Source organism: Citrobacter sp. RHBSTW-00887, assembly GCF_013728095.1.
In the GTDB taxonomy this organism is placed as follows: domain Bacteria; phylum Pseudomonadota; class Gammaproteobacteria; order Enterobacterales; family Enterobacteriaceae; genus Citrobacter; species Citrobacter braakii.
Map to the genome: position 1 here is coordinate 2506035 of NZ_CP056267.1, position 22078 is coordinate 2528112.

Genomic DNA, 22078 nt, shown 5'->3' on the forward strand with positions numbered 1-22078 from the left:
TGTTTCCGGCAGGGGAGGCACGTAGATAATCGACGCAAGGCGGTCATACGAATCGCCAGAAATAAATAAAGTCGGTGATAGCAAGCAGTAAAACAAGAAACTACCTGACGGCAGAAAATCTCCGGTGCCGTACAGGGATCCTGACAGGATTAACAGTCTGGTTAAAAAACCAGCCATAATAATGAGGGAGTACAAACACAATGACTAACATCACTAAAAAAAGTTTAGTAGCTGCGGGGATCCTAACTGCGCTAATCGCTGGGAATGTTGCTACGGCGGCAGTTGTGCCAGCAGGTGTGCAGCTTGCTGAAAAGCAGACTCTGGTGCGTAATAACGGTTCGGAAGTTCAGTCACTCGATCCACATAAAATCGAAGGTGTACCTGAATCCAATATCAACCGTGACCTGTTTGAAGGTTTATTAATCAGCGATGTCGATGGCAAACCATCGCCTGGCGTGGCTGAAAAGTGGGAAAATAAAGACTTTAAGGTGTGGACATTCCATCTGCGTAAAGACGCTAAATGGTCTGACGGCACGCCTGTTACCGCGCAAGATTTCGTGTATAGCTGGCAACGCCTGGCTAATCCAAATACCGCGTCACCGTACGCCAGTTATTTACAGTACGGTCACATTGTCAATATTGACGATATTATCGCCGGCAAAAAGCCGATCACCGATCTCGGTGTCAAAGCTCTCGACGATCATACATTTGAAGTCACCCTGAGCGAGCCGGTTCCTTATTTCTACAAATTGCTTGTGCACTCATCCGTTTCTCCGGTTCCTAAAGCAGCGGTTGAAAAATACGGTGAGAAATGGACCCAGCCCGCTAACATCGTCACCAACGGCGCCTATAAGCTGAAAGACTGGGTGGTCAACGAGCGCATTGTACTTGAGCGTAACACCAACTACTGGGACAACGCCAAAACGGTTATTAACCAGGTTACCTACCTGCCAATTTCTTCTGAAGTGACTGACGTTAACCGCTATCGCAGCGGCGAAATTGACATGACCTATAACAACATGCCGATCGAGTTATTCCAGAAACTGAAAAAAGAGATCCCGAACGAAGTTCACGTTGACCCGTATCTGTGCACCTATTATTACGAAATCAACAACCAGAAAGCACCGTTCAACGATGTTCGTGTTCGTACCGCCCTGAAACTGGCGTTGGATCGTGACATTATCGTCAACAAAGTTAAAAACCAGGGGGACCTGCCGGCGTATAGCTTTACCCCTCCTTACACCGATGGCGCGAAACTGGTTGAACCAGAGTGGTTCAAATGGTCTCAGGAAAAACGTAATGAAGAAGCGAAAAAACTGCTGGCTGAAGCCGGGTATACCGCTGAAAAACCGTTGACCTTTGACCTGCTGTATAACACCTCAGATCTGCATAAAAAGCTGGCCATCGCTGCGGCATCTATCTGGAAGAAAAATCTGGGCGCCAACGTGAAGCTGGAAAACCAGGAATGGAAAACATTCCTCGATACGCGCCATCAGGGTAACTATGATGTTTCGCGTGCGGGCTGGTGTGCGGATTACAACGAACCAACATCCTTCCTGAATATGGTGCTGTCTGACAGCTCCAACAACACCGTCCACTATAAGAGCCCGGCGTTTGATAAGCTGATTGCGGATACGCTGAAAGTGACTGATGAAGCGCAGCGCAGCGAACTGTATTCGAAAGCGGAACAGCAGCTGGATAAAGATTCTGCGATTGTACCGGTTTATTACTATGTTAACGCCCGCCTGGTGAAACCATGGGTTGGCGGATACTCCGGTAAAGACCCGATGGATAATATCCACGTTAAAGACTTGTATATTATCAAGCATTAATGGCAAGACGTGGGGCAATCATTTTGCCCCACAGTGTCTTTTTCTTCGAACTATTAACACCGCTTTACCTGAACGTCGGGGTAGAAGAGGTGTAAAGGCACACGCCAGAAGGTACGGGCAATGTTAAAATTTATATTACGTCGCTGTCTGGAAGCGATTCCGACGCTGTTTATACTTATTACGATTTCATTCTTTATGATGCGCCTTGCGCCGGGAAGCCCATTCACCGGGGAACGCGCGTTACCGCCAGAGGTACTGGCTAATATCGAAGCGAAATATCATCTTAACGATCCTATCTCGACGCAGTACTTCAGCTACCTCAAGCAGCTGGCGCATGGCGATTTTGGGCCATCTTTTAAATATAAAGACTATACGGTAAACGACCTCGTGGCCTCGAGCTTTCCGGTTTCTGCGAAGCTGGGAGCTGCGGCCTTTATTCTGGCGGTCCTCGTTGGCGTTAGCGCTGGGGTGATAGCCGCGCTGAAACAAAATACGCGTTGGGACTACACGGTGATGGGGGTGGCAATGACCGGGGTGGTTATCCCCAGTTTCGTGGTCGCTCCCTTATTGGTCATGATATTTGCCATAACCTTGAAATGGCTGCCCGGAGGCGGCTGGAATGGCGGGGCGTTGAAATTTATGATCCTGCCGATGGTGGCCTTGTCACTGGCTTATATCGCCAGTATCGCCCGTATTACCCGCGGTTCGATGATTGAAGTGCTGCACTCTAACTTTATTCGTACCGCGCGCGCTAAAGGGTTGCCGATGCGGCGGATTATTTTCCGCCATGCGTTAAAACCTGCGCTGTTGCCCGTGCTGTCCTATATGGGACCAGCATTTGTCGGCATTATCACCGGTTCGATGGTTATTGAAACCATCTATGGTTTGCCGGGCATTGGCCAGCTGTTCGTCAATGGCGCGTTAAACCGCGACTATTCGCTGGTCCTGAGCCTCACCATACTGGTAGGGACGCTGACCATCGTGTTTAACGCGATTGTTGACGTGCTGTATGCCGTTATCGACCCGAAAATTCGTTACTGATACTGGAGCTCGCTATGATGTTAAGTAAGAAAAACAGCGAAGCGCTGGAAAATTTCAGTGAAAAGCTGGAGGTCGAGGGCCGCAGTCTGTGGCAGGACGCGCGTCGACGCTTTATGCATAACCGCGCGGCGGTAGCAAGCCTGGTAGTGCTGGTGATTATTGCGCTGTTTGTGACGCTGGCGCCGATGCTGTCGCAGTTTACCTACTTCGATACCGACTGGGGCATGATGTCCAGTGCGCCGGATACGGAATCTGGACACTATTTCGGCACCGACTCGTCAGGTCGAGACCTGCTGGTTCGTGTGGCGATTGGCGGTCGCATCTCGCTGATGGTCGGCATTGCCGCGGCGTTGGTCGCGGTAGTTGTCGGCACGCTATACGGTTCTCTGTCGGGCTACCTCGGCGGTAAAATCGACTCCGTGATGATGCGTCTGCTGGAAATCCTCAACTCCTTCCCGTTCATGTTCTTCGTGATTCTGCTGGTCACTTTCTTTGGGCAAAATATCCTGCTGATTTTTGTCGCTATTGGGATGGTATCCTGGCTGGATATGGCGCGTATCGTGCGTGGACAAACGCTGAGTCTCAAGCGCAAAGAGTTTATTGAAGCAGCGCAAGTGGGTGGGGTATCTACCGTGCGCATCGTTATCCGTCATATTGTGCCGAACGTGCTGGGCGTGGTGGTGGTGTACGCTTCGTTGCTGGTGCCCAGCATGATCCTGTTTGAATCCTTCCTGAGCTTTTTGGGATTAGGGACGCAGGAGCCGTTAAGTAGCTGGGGGGCGTTGCTGAGTGATGGTGCCAACTCGATGGAAGTCTCACCATGGCTGCTGCTGTTCCCGGCAGGATTCCTGGTGGTCACTTTGTTCTGTTTTAACTTTATTGGCGATGGCCTGCGTGATGCCCTCGACCCGAAAGACCGTTAAGGAGTGCAGCCATGAGCGTAATTGAAACCTCAACCGCGCCGCTCGCGCAACAACAGGCTAACGCACTGCTGAACGTTAAAGATCTGCGCGTGACGTTTGCCACCCCCGACGGCGATGTGACTGCGGTAAACGATTTAAACTTTTCTCTGCGAGCTGGAGAAACGCTGGGTATTGTTGGGGAATCCGGTTCAGGGAAATCGCAAACGGCCTTTGCCCTGATGGGCCTGCTGGCGGCAAATGGCCGTATCGGAGGTTCCGCAACCTTCAACGGACGTGAAATTCTGAATTTACCTGAACGTGAGTTGAACAAACTGCGCGCCGAGCAAATCTCGATGATTTTCCAGGACCCGATGACCTCTCTCAATCCGTACATGCGAGTCGGCGAGCAGTTGATGGAAGTTCTCATGCTGCATAAAGGCATGAGCAAAGCGGAAGCCTTTGAAGAATCGGTAAGAATGCTGGATGCGGTGAAAATGCCGGAAGCGCGTAAGCGTATGAAAATGTATCCGCATGAATTCTCCGGCGGGATGCGTCAGCGCGTAATGATCGCCATGGCGCTGTTGTGCAGGCCTAAATTACTGATAGCCGATGAGCCGACTACCGCGCTCGATGTTACGGTACAGGCGCAAATCATGACCCTGCTGAATGAACTGAAAAGCGAATTCAACACTGCGATTATCATGATCACCCACGATCTGGGAGTAGTGGCCGGTATTTGCGATAAAGTTTTGGTGATGTACGCCGGACGTACCATGGAATATGGCAGTGCGCGGGATGTCTTTTATAAGCCCGTTCATCCGTATTCGATTGGGTTGCTGAATGCCGTACCTCGTCTGGATGCCGAAGGGGAAGAGATGCTGACTATTCCGGGCAACCCGCCGAACCTGTTGCGTCTACCAAAAGGTTGTCCATTCCAGCCGCGTTGCCCGCATGCGATGGAAATCTGTAGCAGTGCTCCGCCACTGGAAGAGTTTAGTCCGGGCCGCCTGCGCGCCTGCTTTAAACCGGTGGAGGAACTGGTATGAATGCGGTCACCGAACAACGAAAAGTGCTCCTTGAAATTGCCGATCTTAAAGTCCATTTCGACATTAAAGACGGCAAGCAGTGGTTCTGGCAGCCGTCTAAAACCCTGAAAGCGGTTGATGGCGTGACTCTGCGACTGTATGAAGGTGAAACCCTGGGCGTGGTCGGCGAATCAGGCTGTGGGAAATCGACTTTTGCCCGTGCGATTATTGGCCTGGTGAAAGCCACCGATGGAAAAGTCGCCTGGCTGGGTAAAGATTTGTTGGGCATGAAACCCGATGAGTGGAGGGAAGTGCGTAGCGATATTCAGATGATTTTCCAGGATCCTCTGGCATCACTGAACCCGCGCATGACCATCGGTGAAATCATTGCCGAACCGCTGCGGACTTATCATCCGAACCTGTCTGGTCAGGAAGTCCGCGACCGTGTGAAGGCGATGATGATGAAGGTGGGGTTGCTGCCAAATCTGATTAACCGCTACCCGCATGAGTTTTCTGGCGGTCAGTGTCAGCGTATTGGTATTGCCCGGGCGCTGATCCTCGAGCCGAAGCTGATTATTTGCGATGAACCGGTTTCGGCGCTGGACGTATCCATTCAGGCCCAGGTGGTGAACCTGTTACAACAGCTCCAGCGTGAAATGGGATTATCGTTAATCTTCATTGCTCACGACCTGGCGGTGGTGAAACATATCTCCGATCGCGTGCTGGTCATGTATCTCGGACACGCGGTGGAATTAGGGACTTATGATGAGGTGTACCATAATCCGCTGCACCCTTATACCAAAGCGTTGATGTCTGCAGTGCCGATTCCCGACCCGGATCAGGAAAGGAACAAGGTTATCCAGTTGCTGGAAGGCGAATTGCCGTCGCCGATTAATCCTCCTTCCGGCTGCGTGTTCCGTACGCGCTGCCCGATTGCCGGACCGGAATGCGCAAAAACCCGCCCGGTTCTCGAAGGAAGTTTCCGTCACGCAGTTTCCTGCCTGAAAGTAGACCCGCTATAATCCAGAGGGCTGACAAAGGTCAGCCCTTCTTTTTGGTGAGGTATATGTGTCAGGTTTAGTCTCTTCTGTCCGCCGCGCGCTCTATCGCAAATTATTTGATTTAAACACCCGTTCAGGGCGTCGCTTTGAAGGTATGTGCGCACTGTTCGCCTTGCTCAGCGTTATTGTTATCTTCATTGAGTCCGGCGTCGGGACGCAATACCATTTAACCTTCGAGGAATGGCGCATTTTTGTCTGGCTGGAGGTCTTTATTACTCTGGTCTTTACCCTCGAATATTTTCTTCGCTTATGCAGCTGGGCCAATCCCGCTAAATATGTGTTTAGCTTCTGGGGGATTATCGATCTGGCCACCATTCTACCGCTGTACGTGATGTGGCTATGGCCTGAAATAAGTCTGAGCTATGTCTTCGCCTGGCGAGCGATGCGTGTCCTGCGCGTCTTGCGTATTCTCAAGCTGCTGCGTTTTATGCCTTCTCTGCGAGTGTTCTGGAATGCGTTAAAAAGCGCCCGTCATCAACTGATGTTGTTCTATTCCTTTATTGCCATTCTGATGGTTGTTTTCGGCGCGATGATGTATCTGATAGAAGGGCCCAAATATGGCTTTACTACGCTGAATGCGTCTGTGTATTGGGCAATTGTTACGGTCACCACCGTCGGCTACGGTGACATTACACCGCACACGCCGTTGGGACGCATGGTGGCGTCAGTGCTTATCCTGATTGGATACTCTGTGATTGCGATACCGACCGGATTGATAACCACACACATGAGCAGTGCGTTCCAACAGCGAGGATATCAGCGTAGATGCCCGCAGTGTCAGCAGGCGCAGCATGAACATAGTGCGCAGTTTTGTAACCGCTGCGGAAGTAAACTGCCGGGATAAAAATGAAAAAAGCTGCGAGAGCAGCTTTTTTGTTTGTTACTCGCGCCAAAGAATATGGCAGAGTTTGTGATCTTTTTCGCGACATAATAAAACGCGCGCAAAAATATCGTTAATCTCGCCGTCTTCTGTATCTGCCAGACCAATCACCACTTCAGCAAAGAAGTCAGGGTTCAGGTCAAAATCAACATGCTCCTGCCAGTCTTCTGCCGGGTCGAATAACTCGGCACCACCGCGCTCTTCAAACTGTAAATTGAACAGAATGATGTCGGCTGGATCCAGGTTGTCCGCAGCCAGTTCAAGAAAAATATCGTAAGCCTGCTCAAGCGTTTCGTCTTCAGTCAGGCGATTGTTCAAATCCATATCCATAATGACTACCTGTTTACTGTCTGATGGGCACGTTTTACAGCAACGGACTAAAGAAGTAAAACAGTCGCTCAGCGATCCGCTGCCAGAGTGGTCGTTTTACCCACAAACGGGCATCAAGCAGACGAGAACGCGAAATATAATCATCCTGTACTGCCGCGAGATCGCCACCGAATCCGGCATCATCAATGACCAGCGTGATTTCAAAATTGAGCCACAGACTGCGCATATCCAGGTTAACGGTACCGACCAGACTCAGCTCGCCATCGACCAGTACGCTCTTGGTGTGCAGTAAGCCACCTTCGAACTGATAGATTTTAACGCCAGCCGCCAGCAACTCAGTGAAAAAGGCCCGGCTTGCCCAGCCAACCAGCAGGGAATCATTCTTGCGTGGAAGAATAATACTGACGTCGACCCCGCGCTGCGCCGCTGTACAGATCGCGTGCAGCAGATCGTCGCTGGGAACGAAGTAGGGCGTGGTCATAATTAAATATTCACGCGCCGAATAAGCTGCGGTTAACAGCGCCTGATGAATCAAATCTTCAGGGAAACCAGGTCCCGAAGCGATTGTGTGAATGGTGTGGCCGCTGGCCTGCTCAAACGGCATGATATTGACGTCTGGCGGCGGGGGCAGAATGCGCTTGCCGGTCTCAATTTCCCAGTCGCAGGAATAGACAATGCCCATAGCGGTGGCTACCGGGCCTTCCATTCTCGCCATCAAATCCACCCATTGCCCGACGCCTGCATCTTGTTTGAAGAAACGGGGATCGACCATGTTCATGCTGCCGGTATAAGCAATATAGTTATCGATCATGATCATTTTGCGGTGCTGACGCAGGTCCATACGGCGTAAAAATACACGCATCAGGTTTACTTTCAGCGCTTCAACAACCTCGATACCCGCGTTACGCATCATCGCCGCCCATGGGCTGCGAAAGAACGCCACGCTACCCGCGGAGTCCAGCATCAGGCGGCAGTGAATTCCACGCCTTGCGGCAGCCATTAATGACTCAGCGACCTGATCGGCCATACCGCCCGGTTGCCAGATGTAGAACACCATCTCGATGTTGTGACGCGCCAGTTGAATATCACGGATCAATGCCTGCATCACGTCCTCTGAACTGGTGAGCAACTGCAGTTGATTCCCTTTAACGCCAGCGATTCCCTGACGACGCTCGCACAGCTTAAATAAGGATGACGCGACGCTGCTGTTTTCCTGCGCAAAAATATGCTTACAGGCTTTTAGATCGTTCAGCCACTTGGCCGTTGACGGCCACATTGCCCGGGCGCGTTCGGCGCGACGTTTACCAAGGTGGAGCTCACCGAAGGACAGATAAGCAATGATCCCTACCAATGGCAGAATATAGATGATCAAAAGCCAGGCCATTGCGGAGGGCACTGCGCGTCGTTTCATTAGAATGCGTAATGTTACGCCAGCAATGAGTACCCAGTAACCCAGAATGACCAGCCAACTCACCACGGTGTAGAAGGTTGTCATAAATTTAAAAATCCTTTTGAAAGCGTATTGTTAAGAGTTTACGCATCAGGATTAATCTGGCAAATAAAAACACGGGAAAACCACTGGTCTGCATTCGGTGTGGCGTTATAATGGCCGTTCAGTGACTGAAAGAGTAGTAAACATGAAGCGTAGTAGAACGGAAGTGGGACGCTGGCGGATGCTGCGTCAGGCTAGCCGCCGTAAAGCACGTTGGCTTGAAGGACAATCGCGCCGTAATATGCGTATCCATACCATCAGAAAGTGTATTCTCAACCATCAACGTAACTCGTTGCTGTTTGCGATCCACAACATCTGATCTCAAAAGGGCACCGCTGGCGGTGCCCAATGTCTGCTTTTCGTTTTGTTTTTAAAATACTTTTTTGTACGGTTTTACTGAAACCTGCGCGTAAACACCTGCCGCCACGTAGGGATCGGCTTCCGCCCACGCCTGCGCGGCTTCTAAAGATTCAAATTCTGCGATCACCGTTGAGCCGGTAAAGCCTGCGGCGCCCGGATCGTTACTGTCAACCGCTGGCATAGGACCCGCCGTGAGCAAACGGCCTTCGTCATGAAGGAGTTGCAGACGAGCCAGATGAGCAGGGCGTACGGAAAGACGTTTTTCGAGAGAGTCTGCGATATCTTGAGCGTAAATAACGTACAGCACGGGTAGAGCTCCTTGAACGGTAAAAGGTCATATTTACGTTATTGGAAAGGCCTGGTAACTGCAACGGAAAGATAACTAATATGTTAAGGGCATACTTTGAAAATGGTTTTTTATCATAAAATCGCGTTTTAAATGCCAGTTAGCTTCACGGTCTTATTGAATATGATTGCTATTTGCATTTAAAATCAGGGCCTGGTTTTTTTACTGAAACGATTATGACTTCAATGACCCTTGATTTACCTCGTCGCTTTCCCTGGCCTACGTTACTTTCTGTCGGCATTCATGGTGCTGTAGTGGCAGGTTTGCTGTATACCTCGGTACATCAGGTTATTGAACTGCCTGCGCCAGCGCAGCCGATCTCCGTTACGATGGTTGCGCCTGCCGATCTTGAACCGCCTCAGGCCGTTCAGCCGCCGCCGGAACCTGTCGTCGAGCCTGAACCGGAGCCAGAACCGATCCCCGAACCGCCAAAAGAAGCGCCGGTAGTGATTGAGAAACCGAAGCCCAAACCTAAACCGAAGCCAAAACCGGTGAAAAAGGTGGAAGAGCAGCCGAAGCGTGATGTTAAACCAGCAGAGCCGCGTCCGACGTCCCCGTTTGAAAATACGGCGCCTGCGCGTCCAACAACCAGTACCGCTCCGGCAACCACTAAACCGGCGGTGAGTGCTCCATCGGGTCCGCGAGCCTTAAGTCGTAATCAGCCTCAATATCCGGCACGTGCACAGGCGTTGCGCATTGAAGGCCGTGTGAAGGTCAAATTTGACGTGACCTCGGATGGCCGGGTTGAAAATGTGGAAGTTCTGTCCGCACAGCCTGCGAATATGTTTGAGCGTGAAGTGAAAAATGCGATGCGCAGATGGCGTTATGAAGCCGGTAAGCCTGGTTCCGGGCTGGTGGTGAATATTGTTTTCCGCCTGAACGGCACAACACAGATCGAGTAAGCATCAGGCCGGATTTGGCGTTACGCCGCCAAATCCGGCAGAATGATTGCCGGATGGCGATGCTTGCGCGTGCTATCAGGCCAGGGAGGGAATCGGCCGCGGTTTACCGTCTTTATCAACGGCAACGTAGATAAACAGGGCTTCGGTAGCTTTATAGCGCTGGCCGATAGGTTCTGAAGCGACTTTCTTCACCCAGACTTCAATATTAATGCTGATCGAGGTCGTCCCGCGTTTCACGCAGCGTGCATAGCAACAAACCACATCGCCCACGGCAACCGGGCGCAAAAAGCTCATTCCTTCAACCCGCACCGTGACCACGCGACCATGTGCGATCTCTTTGGCCTGAATAGCGCCACCTATATCCATTTGTGACATCAGCCAGCCGCCAAAAATATCACCGTTTGCGTTGGTATCGGCAGGCATAGCCAGAGTGCGTAAAACCAGTTCGCCCTGGGGAGTGTTATTCGTTGTTGTCATTGTAGAACCGACTATAGAGAAAGATTACAGGCGCGATGCTACTAGAATTTACGCGCTGAGAACAGAGGGGATGCGGCCTGCGGGGCGGAAGTAAACCAGGTTTGATGGCAACAAGGAACGCGAAGGGATAAAAATTCGCCAGATCCGGAGATCTGGCGAGCATTTATTACGATTTATCTTCCTGCGGAAGGTGGCGGTAAATATAGACTCCGCTCAGTAACGTAAATAGTAAAGTCAGGGCGGTCAGGCCGAACACTTTAAAGTTGACCCAAATATTCTGCGGTAGCCAAAACGCGATATAGATATTCGCCAGACCGCACAGGATAAAGAAGACGGCCCAGGCGAAGTTAAGTTTTGTCCAAACCGGCTGTGGCAAGCTCAGCTCTTTACCTAACATGCGCTGAATCAGCGGCTTTTTCATTACCCATTGGCTAACCAGCAGCGCACCGGCAAACAGCCCGTAAATCACCGTTACTTTCCACTTAATGAATTCATCATTGTGGAAGAAGATGGTCAGGCCACCGAACACGGCTACCAGAACAAAAGTGATCAATGCCATCTTCTCGACCTTGCGATAGCGGACCCAGCTGTAAATCAAAACCACAGCCGTCGCAACAATCAGCGCCGAGGTCGCCGCGTAGATGTCATAGAGCTTATAAAAAGCAAAAAAGACAACCAGCGGTAAAAAATCAAGAAACTGCTTCATTCTTCGATTCCGTCATCAAAAGCACCGGGTACAAGCCCGGAATGCGTTCAGGGTTTATTGGCGAATTAGCATGTACAGGCGGAACAAATAGATCAGCAACACGGCGGAGATCATATTGCTCAGCGTATTCGCCAATACCGCGCCTACATTTGGCGTAAGTACCGCAAAACTTGGCGCAAAAAGCAACAACAACGTTTTTGCCAGCAGCCAACCGATCACTGCTGGTGCAACCAGGCGCATATTCGACCACGCCAGACGCATACTGTTGCGCATCGCGGCAAAGACACCCATTTTGTCCTGTACTAACATCACCGGTGCAAGTGCCAGCAGGATAGCCAGCAGAATACCGGGTACCACAACCAGCATAATACCGATTTGCACCAGCAGAGTAGTCAGAAAAATCAGAATAAACAGCTTCGGCAAAACCGGCGCGCTGGCACCGATGGCGCGTAATGCGCTGACCCGATGACCGGCTGAAATTAGCTGAATCATCAGGATAATACCCCCGGCGAGGATGGCATTACCAATCAGACCGGAAAACGTCGACGCCGCGGAAGCGCGTAGCAAAATTTGCTGTTGCTCCGGGGTCATGTTTTGCACCAGATCGAACAATCCCACGCTGCTGGTTAACTGATCGCCTTCACTAAGTTGCGCAATTTGTGCGTCGGTGGGAGAAAAGGCATGCCCTAACACCACCGTGATAAACGCGCACAACAACGATACCAGCAAGATGGTAATGAATTGATTACGGAAAAAGTTTCCCGTGTCACGGTAAACGGATTTCGCCGTGATAGACATGCACTCTCCTTGAGTTTTGCAGGTGTTCATTTGTGGGCAATTGTACCCTGGATAACTCTACAGTGGCAGCATCGCGCGGTGTATGGAAAAGCATATCTTTGTAAAGCCCCGGTAATTTTTGACTATGACTTCAGCGTCATGCAAGAACGTTGGTTGTTCTCTGCGCATCACGAACAAATAACCATCGCTATTCTGCAACGGAGGTCAGGTACTTGCGTGGCGAAAATATATCAAAATTGATCTGAATTAGGTTAACCAGGATTTTGAATGCAAGTTCTAACTTAATCTGGATCAATAAATGTTAAATTATCAAAGTCAATGTGATCCAGGTTAGATCACTTATTACTCCAATGTGGGTATATTCGTTCCGCTTTTATAACCATAACGATGGAGCGGACATGAAAAAATTAACAGTTGCAGCAGTGGCTTTAACAACTCTTCTCTCTGGTAACGTATTTGCGCATGAAGCCGGAGAATTCTTTATTCGTGCAGGTTCTGCCACCGTCAGACCGACGGAAGGCGCGGGTGGTACGCTGGGGAGCCTGGGTGGCTTTGATGTCAGCAATAACACGCAGTTGGGTCTGACATTTACCTACATGGCAACCGACAATATCGGTGTTGAATTACTGGCAGCCACGCCGTTCCGCCATAAAATTGGCACTGCCACAACAGGTGATATTGCGACCGTTCACCATTTACCACCAACCTTAATGGCACAGTGGTATTTCGGCGATTCCAGCAGCAAACTGCGTCCGTACGTTGGTGTCGGTGTGAACTACACCACCTTCTTTGACGAAGGCTTTAACAATAACGGCAAAGAAACCGGTTTATCTGACCTGAGCCTGAAAGACTCCTGGGGCGCAGCAGGGCAAGTGGGTATGGACTATCTGATTAACCGCGACTGGCTGATTAACATGTCGGTCTGGTACATGGATATCGACACCACCGCGAGCTACAAACTGGCTGGCGCGCAGCAGCATGACAGCGTCCGCCTCGATCCGTGGGTGTTTATGTTCTCCGCGGGTTATCGCTTCTAAGTCCGTGATTAAAATACTGAAAAGCTGATCGTTCCACGGTCAGCTTTTTTATTACCAGTTTATTTCTTCCTGCCTTTCTCCCCGTCGATGTAATGCTACTCTTTAAGCAAACTGGCTTTGAGGGCATTGACGATGATGTTGACTCGCCACCTGCTACAACAAAAAATCACATTTTTGGAACCATTCACCGGAGATGAAACGGCAGAGTTCGCCGTGAGTGCCGCGCGTGACTTATTGAATTTTATGGATAAAATTGAAGTGCTGGAGAAACGCATTGCGACTCCGGTTAAACTACCTTATTGCAGCGCCAGTCCTGTTTGTGAGATTGAAGCGGGCTATGCCGCAGGCGTGAGCGATTGTCGTGAGGCCATTCGTCGGGCAGGGTATCCGATTGAGGGTGATGATTAGTTTGCATTTATGTTAACAAAAATGTGCTTTTATTGTATAAGTCTGTAACTTTAGCGCACACAATGGCGGGCTTCTAAGGCATCAGCTTAGGGACGGTTAACATTCTCAATCAACATACAGCGCAGTTATGCAACGACAGAAACGGGTAACCGGTTTGGCAATATGTTAACTATCAGGGTGAACTCGTGAAGATTGTGCAGGACAAGCTCAGAAACAGGCAAGCACTGCTGGTATCAGGGCTCATTACGTTGATATTTACGTCGTTGTTTCTGTTTATAATTTATGAGCAGCGGATGGCTGCAGTCAGTGACGGTGTTAACCGCATGCAAGCGCGCATGATGGACATTTTTAACGATAACGAGCTGATCGCCGATGCGATTGGTGAGCGCTATCACCATATTAAATCGGGTGAGCAATGTGGCGATATTTCACAATTTGTTCCCCGCAATGAGATTGAATGGGGAATTAACGCCGACCCAAAGCGTCTGCATTCGGTAACGGGGACAATTATTGCCCAGCAAGCCAGCCACAACGCGCTGTGTATGTATACGGCGGCGGAGTTTATTCGCGGTATGGTTAATGAGCTAAATCCGGGCAGCTTCGATGCACATCGTTATATTATCGCCAAAAGTTCAGATTATTTTTACTGGTTTATGGCTTCCGATTCGCGCAACTTCAGTTTCTCAAATTCTGAAATGGCGCGGGATCTCACCAACTTTTTCTATCCGCCGGTCGATTTCTATACCCGACTGTTGCAAAAAAACGTCAAAAACAAAGCCCTTAGTTCAACGAACTTCTATACCGATAAAATTACCGGTGAGAAGGCTTACAGCGTGGTGAGCTATATCTACGATCTGTCTGGCAAAGAGATATCAGACCAAATCGTGGCCTATCTGGTTTATGACCATTCAAAGCCCGAATTGCAGGAAGCGTTGGCTCAAGCATTTGACTACCAGCTCCCACCAGAGCTGAATGTGGAATTGGTAAATTTGACCAACAATGAAAGTCTCTGTTTATCCGGTAAATGTACAGGTCAATCCCGTTTTTTAGTGCGCAATTTTTCGGAGAAATATGCGCTGCACTATTCGCTTTCATTAGGCCGTTTTATGACGCGCGATACCCATGCCGGGATCGTGATCCTGCTGGCGCCGTTCTTTTTCATCATGATTAGTTTCTCGCTAAAATCATGGCTAAACGAAAGCGACCTGAAGGTTTATATAGACACCCTGACCGGTTGCTTTAATCGCCGAATACTCGACATCATCAAGCGCCGTGATTTATCCCACTGTTCGGTGGTGCTACTGGACTGCAATAAGTTCAAGGCCGTCAATGATACCTGGGGTCACGCGGCAGGCGATCGTGCGCTGCAAATTATCGCCAACAGGATGTTATCAAACACCCGCACCAGTCACGATATTGTGATTCGTACCGGCGGGGATGAATTTATGATCCTGCTGTTTCGCTCGCAGGCAACTGATGCCATCGCAATTGCTCAACGTATCAGCGGGCAGGTGACCAGCCATGTGTTTGTAGTGGACGGTCATACCGTGCCATTGTCAGTATCGTGGGGGATTGCAGAGGTGAACGGTGAACTGGATGTGGCTATTCAGAATGCAGATAGCGCCATGTATAAAATGAAGCACACGAAAGAAGCGTAAAACCGCCAGAAGTTTCTGGCGGTTGATTTAGCTTACTGCCGGGTGGCGGCTTTCATCGCGCTGACAAAAGCTTTCAGCTCAGCCAGCATCTGTTCCGGTATCGCAACATTTTTCTCAATGATTTTCACTATTGCCGAGCCGGAAATAGCGCCAGCAGCGCCAGCGTCAATCGCGCCGGTTACCTGTTCAGGCGCAGAGATACCAAACCCCTGTAAAGAAGGCGGAGCATCATATGCTTTCAACTTTTCGACCAGGTGATGCAGCGGTAACGCCGCTCGATTTTCTGCACCGGTCACGCCCGCACGCGAAAGCAAATAGGTATAGCCGCGGCCATGAGAGGCTATCTGGCGTAGCAGTTCTTCATCAGCGTTCGGTGGGCAGATAAAAATTGGCGCAATGTTGTGGCGGAGCGCCGCTGCTCTGAATGGCGCGGACTCTTCAACGGGAACATCGGCTACTAACACGGAATCCACGCCCACTTTTTCACACTGGGCGTAAAACTCGTCAATGCCCTTGCTAAACACCAGGTTGGCATACATCAGCAAGCCAATGGGAATCGTAGGGTGCTTCTTGCGAATCAGCGCCAGCATTTCAAAGCATTGCGACGGCGTGACGCCGGCGGCAAACGCACGCAAGGTGGCTTCCTGAATTGTTGGACCGTCAGCCAGCGGATCGGAGAACGGAATACCGAGCTCAAGGGCATCGGCACCGGCTTCAATCAGCGTATCAATGATTTTCAGTGACTGCTCAACAGACGGATCGCCCAGGGTTACGAAGGGGACAAAAGCACCTTCTTTGCGGTCCTTCAGCTGTGCAAACAGGTTTTCGTAACGTTCCATCAGATTTCCCCTCGCGCTTTCAGAATATCGTGTACGGTGAAAATGTCTTTGTCGCCGCGACCGGAGAGATTAACCACCAGTAACTGCTCTTTTTCCGGGTTTTCACGCATCATTTTCAATGCGTGTGCCAGGGCATGGGAGGACTCCAGCGCCGGAATAATCCCCTCGTGCAGACACAGCGTTTTGAATGCCTCGAGCGCTTCGTCGTCGGTGATCGAAACATAATCGGCGCGACCAATGCTGTTCAGATACGCATGCTGCGGCCCGACAGACGGGAAATCCAGCCCCGCGGAAATAGAGTAAGACTCTTCAATCTGTCCTTCTTCGGTCTGCATCATCGGGGACTTCATGCCGAAGTAAATCCCGACACGACCATGCTTCAACGGTGCGCCATGTTCCCCTGATTCAATCCCATGGCCGCCAGGCTCGACGCCAATCAGACCGACGCTGGTTTCATTAATAAAGTCCGCGAACATACCGATGGCGTTAGAACCGCCGCCCACGCAGGCGATAACCGCGTCCGGCAGGCGACCTTCTTTTTCAAGGATCTGCGCTTTAGTTTCCTCGCCGATCATGCGCTGAAATTCACGAACAATGGTCGGGAAGGGATGTGGACCTGCCGCCGTACCGAGCATATAGTGCGCGGTATCGTAGCTGCCAGACCAGTCGCGCAGCGCTTCGTTACAGGCATCTTTCAGCGTTGCAGAACCGCTGTGAACCGGGATAACTTCAGCCCCCATCAGACGCATACGGAAAACGTTTGGCGACTGGCGTTCAACGTCTTTTGCACCCATATAAATACGGCATTTCAGCCCCAGCAGTGCGCTGGCGAGAGCTGATGCAACACCGTGCTGGCCCGCGCCGGTTTCGGCGATGATCTCCGTTTTCCCCATACGCTTCGCCAGCAACGCCTGGCCCAACACCTGGTTGGTTTTGTGCGCGCCGCCGTGCAGCAAATCTTCACGTTTGAGATATAGCGTAGTGTTGGTGCCTTGAGTAATGTTCTGGCATTTGGTCAGTGCAGTTGGACGACCAGCATAGTTTTTCAGCAGGTCTGTAAACTGCGCCTGAAATTCAGGATCCTTTTGCGCGCTGACAAAAGCTTCTTCCAGCTGGCGCAGGGCAGGCATCAGAATCTGTGGCACATACATACCGCCAAATTCACCAAAATACGGATTGAGTAATGTTGTCATGTCCTTTTCCTTAATATGCGCGCAGCGTCTGAAAGACCGAAGCCAAAAGACGTGCATCCTTGATGCCCGGCTGTGACTCTACGCCAGAATTGAAATCGAGACCGGCACAGCCGGTTTTTGCCGCGTCAACGCAGTTATCAGCGCCGAGTCCGCCAGCCAGTAAAACGTTATCCAGCGATTGTCCGCCTAAAAGTGACCAGTCGAAGCGTTGACCGCTGCCGCCCTGACCATTGTCGAATACGTATTTATCGACGTGCTGATAATCACGAGCTGGCAACGTTTCGCTGACGCTTAACGCCTTCCAGATTTGCACCTGTTCGGGGAGCGCGTCGCGCAGGGCGTCAACATAGGCCTGGTCTTCGCTACCATGCAATTGCACGGCTGTTAGCCCCAGAGCCACCGCTGTTTCGCGCACGTCGGTGATCTCTGTGTTGCGGAACACCCCGACATATTGCAGCGGTGCGCCGGTCATGACCTCGCGTGCGCGTTCAACGCTGACCGCGCGTGGCGATGTGGACACAAAAATCAACCCGCCGTAAATGGCACCCGCTTCGTATGCCGCGTTTGCATCCTGAGCCCGGGTTAAACCGCAGACTTTATTTTCGCCGAGCAGAACGCGACGCACGGCAGCATGCAGATCATCATGCGACATCAACGCAGAGCCAATCAGAAAACCGTTGGCGAAGTGGCTGAGTTCTCGCACTTGACCATAGGTATTGATACCGGACTCGCTGATGACGGTTACGCCATGACCCAGTCGCGGCGCAAGTTGGCGGGTGCGATTCAGATCAATCGACAGGTCGCGTAAATCACGGTTGTTGATACCGACGACTTTGGCGCCCAGTGCGATAGCTCGCTCCAGCTCTTCATCGTTACTGACTTCGGTCAGTACGCCCATTTTCAAACTGTGGGCGACGGCGGCGAGTTGACGATATTGCTCATCATCAAGCACCGACAGCATCAGCAGACAGGCGTCCGCCTGATAGAAGCGCGCCAGGTAAATCTGGTAAGGATCGATAATAAAGTCCTTACACAGAATCGGTTGCGGTGCGATGCGGCTGACGATGGGCAGGAAATCAAAGCTCCCCTGGAAATATTTCTCATCGGTCAGTACGGAAATCGCAGAAGCATATTGTTTATATACGCCCGCAATCTGTGCCGGGTCGAAGTCATCACGGATCACGCCTTTTGACGGAGACGCTTTTTTGCACTCCAGAATAAAGGCGGTGCGTGCACCTTGCAGCGCATCGTAGAAATCACGAGAGCTGGGTTGAACATCATTCTGAAAGCTGGCCAGCGGTTGTTGCTGTTTGCGGGCTTCTACCCAAATCGCCTTGTCTGCGACAATTTTCGCTAAAACGGTTTGCATCATTTACCCTCTTGCTGCCAGTGCAGTGACACGGTCATAGGCCGCGCCGCTGCGCAGTACATTAATCACGGTTTGCGCATTGGCTTTTAAATCTTCTTCACCGTGCAGGCGCATTAACATGGCGACATTCGCGGCAACAGCAGCTTCATGAGCGGCTTCACCTTTACCTTGTAACAAGCGACTAAGAATGTCACGGTTTTCTTCCGGCGTGCCGCCAGCCAGCTGTTCCTGGTGGTAAGGCGTCAGGCCAAAGTCTTCTGCCGTCAGTTGATAGCTCTTGATTTCGCCATCATGCAACTCTGCCACAATGGTCGGTGCATGCAGGGAAACTTCATCCATGCCTCCGCTGTGTACCACGGCTGCCCGCTGATACCCCAACACGCGCAGCGTTTCGGCAATCGGCAGCACCAGTTCCGGACTGTAAACGCCGATCAGCGCCAGCGGCGGATGTGCCGGGTTAATCAACGGGCCGAGGACGTTAAACAGCGTACGGGTTTTCAACTGTTGGCGTACCGGCATAGCATGGCGAAAACCGGTGTGGTATTTCGGCGCAAACAAGAAACACACACCGAGGTCGTCAAGTGCCTGACGGGATTTATCGGCGTTCATATCCAGATTGATGCCAAAAGCCGCTAACAGATCCGAAGAGCCCGACTTGCTGGAGACGCTGCGGTTGCCGTGTTTGGCGACTTTCAGTCCGCAAGCGGCCGCCACAAAGGCGCTGGCGGTGGAAATATTGATACTGTTGCTGCCGTCCCCGCCGGTACCGACAATATCGGCAAACAGATAATCAGGTCGCGGGAACGGGGCGGCGTTTTCCAGCAACGCGGTTGCCGCACCGGCAATTTCATTCGGGTGCTCGCCGCGAATTTTCATGCTCACCAGCGCCGCAGCCAGTTGTTCCGGCTTCAGTTCACCGCGTACCACGGCGGAGAACAGCTGGTGGCTTTCCTGCTGAGACAGCGTCTGGGCCTGATACAGTTTCTCCAGAATAGGTTGCAGCGTATTAGTCTGTTCGAGTTTCTGTTGCGCCCAGGCCAGCGTTTGCTCCAGCAGACGTGCGCCCTGGGTGGTCAGAATGGATTCTGGATGGAACTGGAAGCCACATACGCGATCGGTATCGTGACGTACCGCCATCACCATGCCGTTAAAGTGGGCGTTGATGGTCAATCCGGCTGGAACGTTGCTGCCAACCAGCGAGTGATAGCGCGCCACCGGCAGCGGATTTGCCAGACCGGCGAACATTGCCTGACCGTCGTGTTCAATGCTGGACGCTTTGCCGTGCAGGATTTCCCCCGCCTGTCCCACGTATCCACCATAGGCCTCGACAATGGCCTGATGCCCCAGACAAATGCCGATGATCGGCAGCTTGCCGCGCAGGCGGGTTAACAGCTCCGGCATGCAGCCCGCTTCGCTTGGCGCACCTGGACCTGGAGAGAGCATCAGCACCGGATTTTTCATGGTCGCTAAGCGGTCTATTAATGTCTGGGCCGGAATATGGTTGCGGTAAATCACCACGTTATGACCGTTAGTACGCAGCTGATCTGCCAGGTTATAGGTAAAAGAGTCGATATTATCGAGCAGCAGAATGTCAGCCATTAGAAGGTCTCCTGTGCGTGGTGTGCGGTGGCGATAGCACGCAGAACCGCACGCGCTTTATTACGGGTTTCATCGGCTTCTGACTGCCCAACGGAATCCAGAACAATTCCGGCGCCAGCCTGTACGGTGGCAATACCGTCTTCCACGAGGGCGGAACGAATCACAATACAGGTATCCAGATCGCCATGGGCCGTGAAGTAACCTACTGCACCGCCATAGCTGCCGCGACGACGGCCTTCGGCCTCGGCGATAAGTTGCATGGCGCGAACTTTCGGCGCTCCGCTTAGCGTACCCATGTTCATACAGGCGCGGTAAGCATGCAGCACATCCAGATCGCTACGCAGCTCGCCGACTACGCGGGAAACCAGGTGCATAACGAAGGAATAACGATCCACTTTAGTGAGGTCAGCAACGTAGCGGCTGCCGGGCGTACAGATGCGTGCCAGGTCGTTACGCGCAAGGTCTACCAGCATCAGGTGCTCGGAAAGCTCTTTATGATCGGTACGCATCTCCAGCTCAATACGGCTGTCGAGATCGCGGTCCAGCGAACCGTCCGCACGACGACCGCGTGGGCGGGTCCCGGCAATCGGGTAGATTTCAATCTGCCGGCTGGTGGCATCGTATTTCAGCGAGCTTTCCGGAGAGGCGCCGAACAGTGTGAAATCGTTGTCCTGCATAAAAAACATGTACGGGCTGGGGTTACTTTTCTTCAGCACATAGTAGGCCGCCAGCGGTGACGGGCAGGGCAGCGAGAAACGACGGGATGGAACCACCTGGAAAATTTCGCCAGCGCGAATGGCTTTTTGCATACCACGAACCACGGCGGCAAACTCTTCATCGCTCTGATTGCATTCGCAGCGCATGTGCGGAACTTCAGTGACGGGCAGCGGCGGCGCAGGTTCGGTAAGCTGCTGGCTCAGTTGCGCCAGACGGGCATTAAGACGCTGTTTTTCTGCATCGCTGGGGGTAAATATGCTGGCCTGAATGCGGGTGCTTTTCTTCTGATGGTCGATGACCATGAGCGTTTCTGCCAGATAGAAGCAGTAGTCAGGGCAACGGTTGCCCGCTTCAAGCTGAGGTAAATCTTCAAAACCGGCAACCAGGTCGTAGGAAAACAGACCGCCGAAGAACATCGCTTCACGTTCTTGCGCAGGAACATTAACCAGCTCCTGCAATAAACGGAAGGCATCAAATACGGAAAGGGAACATAAGCGGGCGTCTTCATCCAGCAGCGGGCTAACGGCAGGGAATCGCAGATGGCGACCATTCGGCTGTTGTTTGTTCTCAACGCCCGCTGGCAGGGCAGCATCCAGCAGCGGCAGCAGCGATGCGCCGTTAGCGGATAATGCCTGAATGGTGACAGTGTCACCGATGGCGGTAATGCGTAATGCACTGTCGACCAGCAGCAAGCTCTTCAGATCGTCTTTGCTGTCGATATCGGCAGATTCCAGCAGCAGCGTTGCCGGACGTGCGCCACACACCTGATGAAACAGCGCCGTCGGATTTTCACGGTAGGCAGCATCGCAAGCAAGCAGTTCGAGTGTCGGTTTTTGTGTTTGCATCGTTATTCTCATTAATTTTGTTCAAAAAAAAGCCCGCTCATTTGGCGGGCCGGGTATCTGGTTGCATATTGCAGACGTAAGACACTGCCCGAAATCAGGAAGTGCGCCACCAACCGTGCAGAACAAATGTTGCTTTCATCTCAGATACCTTCTTCATGTGAACTTGCGTACTAGTTAACTAGTTCGATGGAATAAAGTCAACACCTGATTTCAGTATATTTGTCTAAACCGCTATGATGGGCGGGTTAAGACATTTAGTGA

Annotated in this window: 23 protein-coding genes, 1 pseudogene and 1 other annotated feature; of the genes and pseudogenes, 11 read left to right on the top strand and 13 right to left on the bottom strand. The window is 51.6% G+C overall.

Features of this window, described 5'->3' with window-relative positions; translation table 11 throughout:
* Positions 1-200 precede the first annotated feature (200 nt).
* The 6 genes from oppA (at position 201) to HV314_RS11955 (ending at position 6705) form a co-directional block, all read left to right on the top strand.
* Positions 201-1832: an oligopeptide ABC transporter substrate-binding protein OppA gene (oppA, locus tag HV314_RS11930; RefSeq protein ID WP_016153271.1), complete on the top strand. Its 1632-nt coding sequence runs from the start codon at positions 201-203 to the stop codon at positions 1830-1832.
* Positions 1833-1952: 120 nt separating this feature from the next.
* A complete protein-coding gene (gene oppB, locus HV314_RS11935) occupies positions 1953-2873 on the top strand; it encodes an oligopeptide ABC transporter permease OppB (RefSeq protein ID WP_003020708.1) in 921 nt (306 codons plus the stop codon).
* A 14-nt stretch (positions 2874-2887) separates the two neighbouring features.
* Entirely contained in the window at positions 2888-3796 is a 909-nt protein-coding gene (oppC, locus tag HV314_RS11940) for an oligopeptide ABC transporter permease OppC (RefSeq protein ID WP_003020701.1), read from the top strand.
* Positions 3797-3807: 11 nt separating this feature from the next.
* The gene (oppD, locus tag HV314_RS11945) at positions 3808-4821 is read left to right on the top strand and encodes a murein tripeptide/oligopeptide ABC transporter ATP-binding protein OppD (protein WP_003833364.1); all 1014 of its coding nucleotides are present in this window, start codon (positions 3808-3810) and stop codon (positions 4819-4821) included.
* Positions 4818-5822 carry a murein tripeptide/oligopeptide ABC transporter ATP-binding protein OppF gene (gene oppF / locus HV314_RS11950; RefSeq protein WP_016156729.1) on the top strand — a complete coding sequence of 335 codons (1005 nt, stop codon included), beginning with the start codon at positions 4818-4820 and terminating at the stop codon, positions 5820-5822. Before oppD ends, oppF begins: the two co-directional genes overlap by 4 nt.
* A gap of 46 nt (positions 5823-5868) precedes the next feature.
* A complete protein-coding gene (locus HV314_RS11955) occupies positions 5869-6705 on the top strand; it encodes an ion transporter (RefSeq protein ID WP_016156728.1) in 837 nt (278 codons plus the stop codon).
* Positions 6706-6741: 36 nt separating this feature from the next.
* On the opposite strand, the gene HV314_RS11960 is transcribed toward HV314_RS11955, so the two are convergent.
* Both HV314_RS11960 and cls read right to left on the bottom strand, forming a co-directional pair.
* Positions 6742-7071, bottom strand: coding sequence for an HI1450 family dsDNA-mimic protein (locus tag HV314_RS11960; protein ID WP_003020691.1), 330 nt, complete (start codon positions 7069-7071; stop codon positions 6742-6744).
* Positions 7072-7105: 34 nt separating this feature from the next.
* Positions 7106-8566, bottom strand: a complete 1461-nt coding sequence (gene cls / locus HV314_RS11965) for a cardiolipin synthase (RefSeq protein ID WP_016156727.1) — start codon at positions 8564-8566, stop codon at positions 7106-7108.
* A 142-nt stretch (positions 8567-8708) separates the two neighbouring features.
* Here cls and HV314_RS11970 point away from each other — a divergent pair, with 142 nt between their 5' ends.
* Complete coding sequence (locus HV314_RS11970; protein WP_016153268.1) at positions 8709-8882, top strand: YciY family protein; 174 nt, start codon at positions 8709-8711, stop codon at positions 8880-8882.
* Positions 8883-8933: 51 nt separating this feature from the next.
* Here the strand turns inward: HV314_RS11970 and HV314_RS11975 are convergent, their stop codons facing one another.
* Complete coding sequence (locus HV314_RS11975) at positions 8934-9230, bottom strand: YciI family protein (protein ID WP_003020675.1); 297 nt, start codon at positions 9228-9230, stop codon at positions 8934-8936.
* Positions 9231-9454: 224 nt separating this feature from the next.
* On the opposite strand from HV314_RS11975, the gene tonB reads away from it, so the two are divergent.
* Positions 9455-10171, top strand: coding sequence for a TonB system transport protein TonB (gene tonB, locus HV314_RS11980; protein ID WP_016156660.1), 717 nt, complete (start codon positions 9455-9457; stop codon positions 10169-10171).
* A 75-nt stretch (positions 10172-10246) separates the two neighbouring features.
* Here the strand turns inward: tonB and yciA are convergent, their stop codons facing one another.
* The 4 genes and pseudogenes from yciA to HV314_RS27370 all read right to left on the bottom strand — a co-directional run.
* Positions 10247-10648 (bottom strand): acyl-CoA thioester hydrolase YciA, encoded by a 402-nt coding sequence (gene yciA, locus HV314_RS11985; protein ID WP_016153266.1) that lies wholly within the window; start codon positions 10646-10648, stop codon positions 10247-10249.
* 166 nt (positions 10649-10814) lie between these two features.
* On the bottom strand, positions 10815-11354 hold the full coding sequence (locus HV314_RS11990) for a septation protein A (RefSeq protein WP_016153265.1): 540 nt from the start codon (positions 11352-11354) through the stop codon (positions 10815-10817).
* Between the two features lie 54 nt (positions 11355-11408).
* The gene (locus HV314_RS11995) at positions 11409-12152 is read right to left on the bottom strand and encodes a YciC family protein (RefSeq protein ID WP_016153264.1); all 744 of its coding nucleotides are present in this window, start codon (positions 12150-12152) and stop codon (positions 11409-11411) included.
* Positions 12153-12180: 28 nt separating this feature from the next.
* Positions 12181-12267: pseudogene (locus HV314_RS27370) on the bottom strand (YkgJ family cysteine cluster protein); the annotation flags it as partial.
* A 283-nt stretch (positions 12268-12550) separates the two neighbouring features.
* Between HV314_RS27370 and ompW the strand changes: the two are divergent.
* The 3 genes from ompW to HV314_RS12010 all read left to right on the top strand — a co-directional run bounded on the left by ompW (position 12551) and on the right by HV314_RS12010 (position 15255).
* Positions 12551-13189 carry an outer membrane protein OmpW gene (ompW, locus tag HV314_RS12000; RefSeq protein ID WP_016153263.1) on the top strand — a complete coding sequence of 213 codons (639 nt, stop codon included), beginning with the start codon at positions 12551-12553 and terminating at the stop codon, positions 13187-13189.
* Between the two features lie 132 nt (positions 13190-13321).
* Positions 13322-13597, top strand: a complete 276-nt coding sequence (locus HV314_RS12005; RefSeq protein ID WP_181548050.1) for a hypothetical protein — start codon at positions 13322-13324, stop codon at positions 13595-13597.
* 185 nt (positions 13598-13782) lie between these two features.
* Positions 13783-15255, top strand: a complete 1473-nt coding sequence (locus tag HV314_RS12010) for a GGDEF domain-containing protein (RefSeq protein ID WP_181548051.1) — start codon at positions 13783-13785, stop codon at positions 15253-15255.
* Between the two features lie 32 nt (positions 15256-15287).
* On the opposite strand, the gene trpA is transcribed toward HV314_RS12010, so the two are convergent.
* The 6 genes from trpA to trpL form a co-directional block, all read right to left on the bottom strand.
* Positions 15288-16094, bottom strand: a complete 807-nt coding sequence (trpA, locus tag HV314_RS12015) for a tryptophan synthase subunit alpha (RefSeq protein ID WP_181548052.1) — start codon at positions 16092-16094, stop codon at positions 15288-15290.
* The gene (gene trpB / locus HV314_RS12020) at positions 16094-17287 is read right to left on the bottom strand and encodes a tryptophan synthase subunit beta (protein WP_003020645.1); all 1194 of its coding nucleotides are present in this window, start codon (positions 17285-17287) and stop codon (positions 16094-16096) included. The genes trpA and trpB overlap by 1 nt, the downstream gene beginning before the upstream one ends.
* Before the next feature lie 10 nt (positions 17288-17297).
* Positions 17298-18656: a bifunctional indole-3-glycerol-phosphate synthase TrpC/phosphoribosylanthranilate isomerase TrpF gene (gene trpCF, locus HV314_RS12025; protein ID WP_104652193.1), complete on the bottom strand. Its 1359-nt coding sequence runs from the start codon at positions 18654-18656 to the stop codon at positions 17298-17300.
* A 3-nt stretch (positions 18657-18659) separates the two neighbouring features.
* On the bottom strand, positions 18660-20255 hold the full coding sequence (gene trpD / locus HV314_RS12030) for a bifunctional anthranilate synthase glutamate amidotransferase component TrpG/anthranilate phosphoribosyltransferase TrpD (protein ID WP_003020639.1): 1596 nt from the start codon (positions 20253-20255) through the stop codon (positions 18660-18662).
* On the bottom strand, positions 20255-21817 hold the full coding sequence (locus tag HV314_RS12035; protein ID WP_016156654.1) for an anthranilate synthase component 1: 1563 nt from the start codon (positions 21815-21817) through the stop codon (positions 20255-20257). The genes trpD and HV314_RS12035 overlap by 1 nt, the downstream gene beginning before the upstream one ends.
* A gap of 23 nt (positions 21818-21840) precedes the next feature.
* Positions 21841-21935: a sequence feature (Trp leader region), on the bottom strand.
* A complete protein-coding gene (trpL, locus tag HV314_RS12040) occupies positions 21912-21956 on the bottom strand; it encodes a trp operon leader peptide (RefSeq protein ID WP_012905981.1) in 45 nt (14 codons plus the stop codon). (Overlaps the previous feature by 24 nt.)
* Positions 21957-22078: the final 122 nt, after the last annotated feature.

What these genes read in the sequence shown, in the direction of transcription:
- oppA (WP_016153271.1), top strand. Translation starts at nt 201, where the DNA reads ATGACTAACATCACTAAAAAAAGTTTAGTAGCTGCGGGGATCCTAACT.
- oppB (WP_003020708.1), top strand. Translation starts at nt 1,953, where the DNA reads ATGTTAAAATTTATATTACGTCGCTGTCTGGAAGCGATTCCGACGCTG.
- oppC (WP_003020701.1), top strand. Translation starts at nt 2,888, where the DNA reads ATGATGTTAAGTAAGAAAAACAGCGAAGCGCTGGAAAATTTCAGTGAA.
- oppD (WP_003833364.1), top strand. Translation starts at nt 3,808, where the DNA reads ATGAGCGTAATTGAAACCTCAACCGCGCCGCTCGCGCAACAACAGGCT.
- oppF (WP_016156729.1), top strand. Translation starts at nt 4,818, where the DNA reads ATGAATGCGGTCACCGAACAACGAAAAGTGCTCCTTGAAATTGCCGAT.
- HV314_RS11960 (WP_003020691.1), bottom strand. Translation starts at nt 7,071, where the DNA reads ATGGATATGGATTTGAACAATCGCCTGACTGAAGACGAAACGCTTGAG.
- cls (WP_016156727.1), bottom strand. Translation starts at nt 8,566, where the DNA reads ATGACAACCTTCTACACCGTGGTGAGTTGGCTGGTCATTCTGGGTTAC.
- HV314_RS11970 (WP_016153268.1), top strand. Translation starts at nt 8,709, where the DNA reads ATGAAGCGTAGTAGAACGGAAGTGGGACGCTGGCGGATGCTGCGTCAG.
- tonB (WP_016156660.1), top strand. Translation starts at nt 9,455, where the DNA reads ATGACCCTTGATTTACCTCGTCGCTTTCCCTGGCCTACGTTACTTTCT.
- yciA (WP_016153266.1), bottom strand. Translation starts at nt 10,648, where the DNA reads ATGACAACAACGAATAACACTCCCCAGGGCGAACTGGTTTTACGCACT.
- HV314_RS11990 (WP_016153265.1), bottom strand. Translation starts at nt 11,354, where the DNA reads ATGAAGCAGTTTCTTGATTTTTTACCGCTGGTTGTCTTTTTTGCTTTT.
- HV314_RS11995 (WP_016153264.1), bottom strand. Translation starts at nt 12,152, where the DNA reads ATGTCTATCACGGCGAAATCCGTTTACCGTGACACGGGAAACTTTTTC.
- ompW (WP_016153263.1), top strand. Translation starts at nt 12,551, where the DNA reads ATGAAAAAATTAACAGTTGCAGCAGTGGCTTTAACAACTCTTCTCTCT.
- HV314_RS12005 (WP_181548050.1), top strand. Translation starts at nt 13,322, where the DNA reads ATGATGTTGACTCGCCACCTGCTACAACAAAAAATCACATTTTTGGAA.
- trpA (WP_181548052.1), bottom strand. Translation starts at nt 16,094, where the DNA reads ATGGAACGTTACGAAAACCTGTTTGCACAGCTGAAGGACCGCAAAGAA.
- trpB (WP_003020645.1), bottom strand. Translation starts at nt 17,287, where the DNA reads ATGACAACATTACTCAATCCGTATTTTGGTGAATTTGGCGGTATGTAT.
- trpCF (WP_104652193.1), bottom strand. Translation starts at nt 18,656, where the DNA reads ATGCAAACCGTTTTAGCGAAAATTGTCGCAGACAAGGCGATTTGGGTA.
- trpD (WP_003020639.1), bottom strand. Translation starts at nt 20,255, where the DNA reads ATGGCTGACATTCTGCTGCTCGATAATATCGACTCTTTTACCTATAAC.
- HV314_RS12035 (WP_016156654.1), bottom strand. Translation starts at nt 21,817, where the DNA reads ATGCAAACACAAAAACCGACACTCGAACTGCTTGCTTGCGATGCTGCC.